This is a genomic window from Micromonospora sp. M51 (assembly GCF_018070305.1).
GTDB lineage: Bacteria > Actinomycetota > Actinomycetes > Mycobacteriales > Micromonosporaceae > Micromonospora > Micromonospora parva.
Genome location: NZ_JAGPXZ010000968.1, coordinates 1 through 1,969, shown reverse-complemented (window position 1 = coordinate 1,969; position 1,969 = coordinate 1). Strand labels below are relative to the sequence as shown.

Sequence of the window (1,969 nt, the reverse complement as noted above, 5' to 3'; positions counted from 1 at the left end):
CGACACCTCCGTCCGCCTCACCGAAAGGAAGCAGCATGCGCACAGCACGCCGTCGAACAACGCTGATCGCCACCACGGCCGCAGCGACCGCCGCCCTCGTCACCGCCGGGCTGCTGACCTCCGTGTCCGCCCAGGCGGCCGCCGGCTGCCAGGTGGCGTACTCGGTCGCCAGCCAGTGGCCGGGCGGATTCACCGGAAACGTCACTGTCACCAACCTCGGCGACCCGATCTCCGGGTGGACGCTGCGCTGGTCGTACGGGGCCGGCCAGCAGGTCAGCCAGGCGTGGGGCGCCACCGCCACGCAGAGCGGCAGCCAGGTCTCCGCGACCAACGTCGACTACAACGGCAACCTGGCGACCAACGGCAGCGCCACGTTCGGCTTCAACGCCAGCTGGAACAACTCCAGCAACCCCGCGCCGAGCAGCTTCACAGTGAACAACGTCGCCTGCACCGGCAGCACCACACCGACCACGCCGCCGCCCAGCACCCCACCGCCGAGCACCCCGCCACCATCGAGCACTCCCCCGCCCGGCCAGCAGCCGTCGGCACTGGTCGGCTGGGCCACCCAGAACGGCGGCACCACCGGCGGCGGCAACGCCGGCACCACCACCGTCAGCAACGCGTCGGGCCTGACCAGCGCGCTGAACGCCACCGGCGCCGCGGTGATCCGGGTGACCGGGACCATCACCTGCTCCGGCATGCTGCGGGTCCGGTCCAACAAGACCATCCTCGGCAACGACGGGGCGACGATCGTCGGCTGCGGGTTCAACATCAGCGGTGACCGCAACGTGATCATCCGCAACCTGACCTTCCGCAACTGGAACGACGACGCGATCAACGTGCAGGAGTCGGCCACCAACATCTGGATCGACCACAACAGCTTCAGCAACGGCTACGACGGCGCCGTCGACATCAAGCGCGGCTCGGACTTCGTCACCGTCTCGTGGAACCGGGTCTTCAGCCACGACAAGACCATGCTGCTCGGCCACAGCGACGACAACGCCGGCCAGGACGTCGGTCACCTGCGGGTCAGCTACCACCACAACTGGTTCGACGGCAGCAACCAGCGCACCCCCCGGGTGCGCTTCGGCCACCACCGAGAACGCCGGCGTGCTCGTCGAGGGCAACTACTTCGAGAACGTCGACGACCCGTACCACCTCGGTGAGGGCGACTCGGGGCCCGGCAGCCTGGTCGCCCGCAACAACCACTTCGTCAACTCGCCCACCGGCCAGGCCGGCGGCAGCGTGGCCAGCATCCCGTACTCGTACCAGCTGGACACCGCGAGCAACGTCAAGTCCATCGTGACGGCGGGCGCCGGCGCCGGCCGGATCACCGTCTGACCGGGGAAGGGCCCCTCAGCGAGGGGCCCTTCCGTGCGGTCAGTGGGTGGCGCAGCCGGCGGCGGGGGCAGGCGCGACCGGCGGTGCGCCGATCGTCGGCAGACCGAGCAGCACCCCGGGGGTACGCGGGGAGCGACCCGCCTCGGCCGCGTCGCCGGCCCGGGTACGCCGGTGCGCCACCGGCGCGCCGTCGGCGTTCAGGTGATGCGGCGCGGCGTACGTGATCGTGGTGTGCACGATGTCGCCCGGCCGGATCTGACCGGCGAGGGACTCCCCGCCGGGCGTCCCGGTGGCGAAGTGCACGAGCCGACCGTCGCGGGCCCGACCGGACATCCGGCCGGTCCGCTCGTCCTTGCGGCCCTCGCCGACGGCCACCAGCACCTCGACGGTCTCCCCGACGAGGCGCTTGTTCTCCGCCCAGGTGATCTCCTCGACGCAGGCGACCAGCCGCTCGTAGCGCTCCTGCACGACCTGCTTGGGCAGCTGGTCGTCCATTGTCGCGGCGGGGGTGCCGGGCCGCTTCGAGTACTGGAAGGTGAAGGCCGAGGAGAACCGTGCCTCGCGGACCACGTCCAGGGTGCGCTGGAAGTCGGCCTCGGTCTCACCGGGGAAGCCGACGATGATGTCG

General features: G+C 70.9%; 2 protein-coding genes and 1 pseudogene. 2 read left to right on the top strand and 1 reads right to left on the bottom strand.

The annotated features are described in order from the left end of the window. The first annotated feature begins 35 nt into the window (after nucleotides 1-35). Complete coding sequence (locus KBX53_RS31365) at nucleotides 36-1,166, top strand: cellulose binding domain-containing protein (RefSeq protein WP_247676497.1); 1,131 nt, start codon at nucleotides 36-38, stop codon at nucleotides 1,164-1,166. Continuing rightward, nucleotides 1,111-1,341 carry a hypothetical protein gene (locus KBX53_RS36660; RefSeq protein ID WP_247676496.1) on the top strand — a complete coding sequence of 77 codons (231 nt, stop codon included), beginning with the start codon at nucleotides 1,111-1,113 and terminating at the stop codon, nucleotides 1,339-1,341. Before KBX53_RS31365 ends, KBX53_RS36660 begins: the two co-directional genes overlap by 56 nt. Nucleotides 1,342-1,380: 39 nt before the next feature. Here the strand turns inward: KBX53_RS36660 and KBX53_RS31360 are convergent. Further along, nucleotides 1,381-1,969: pseudogene (locus KBX53_RS31360) on the bottom strand (tRNA (N6-isopentenyl adenosine(37)-C2)-methylthiotransferase MiaB); the annotation flags it as partial.

What these genes read in the sequence shown, in the direction of transcription:
- KBX53_RS31365 (WP_247676497.1), top strand. Translation starts at nt 36, where the DNA reads ATGCGCACAGCACGCCGTCGAACAACGCTGATCGCCACCACGGCCGCA.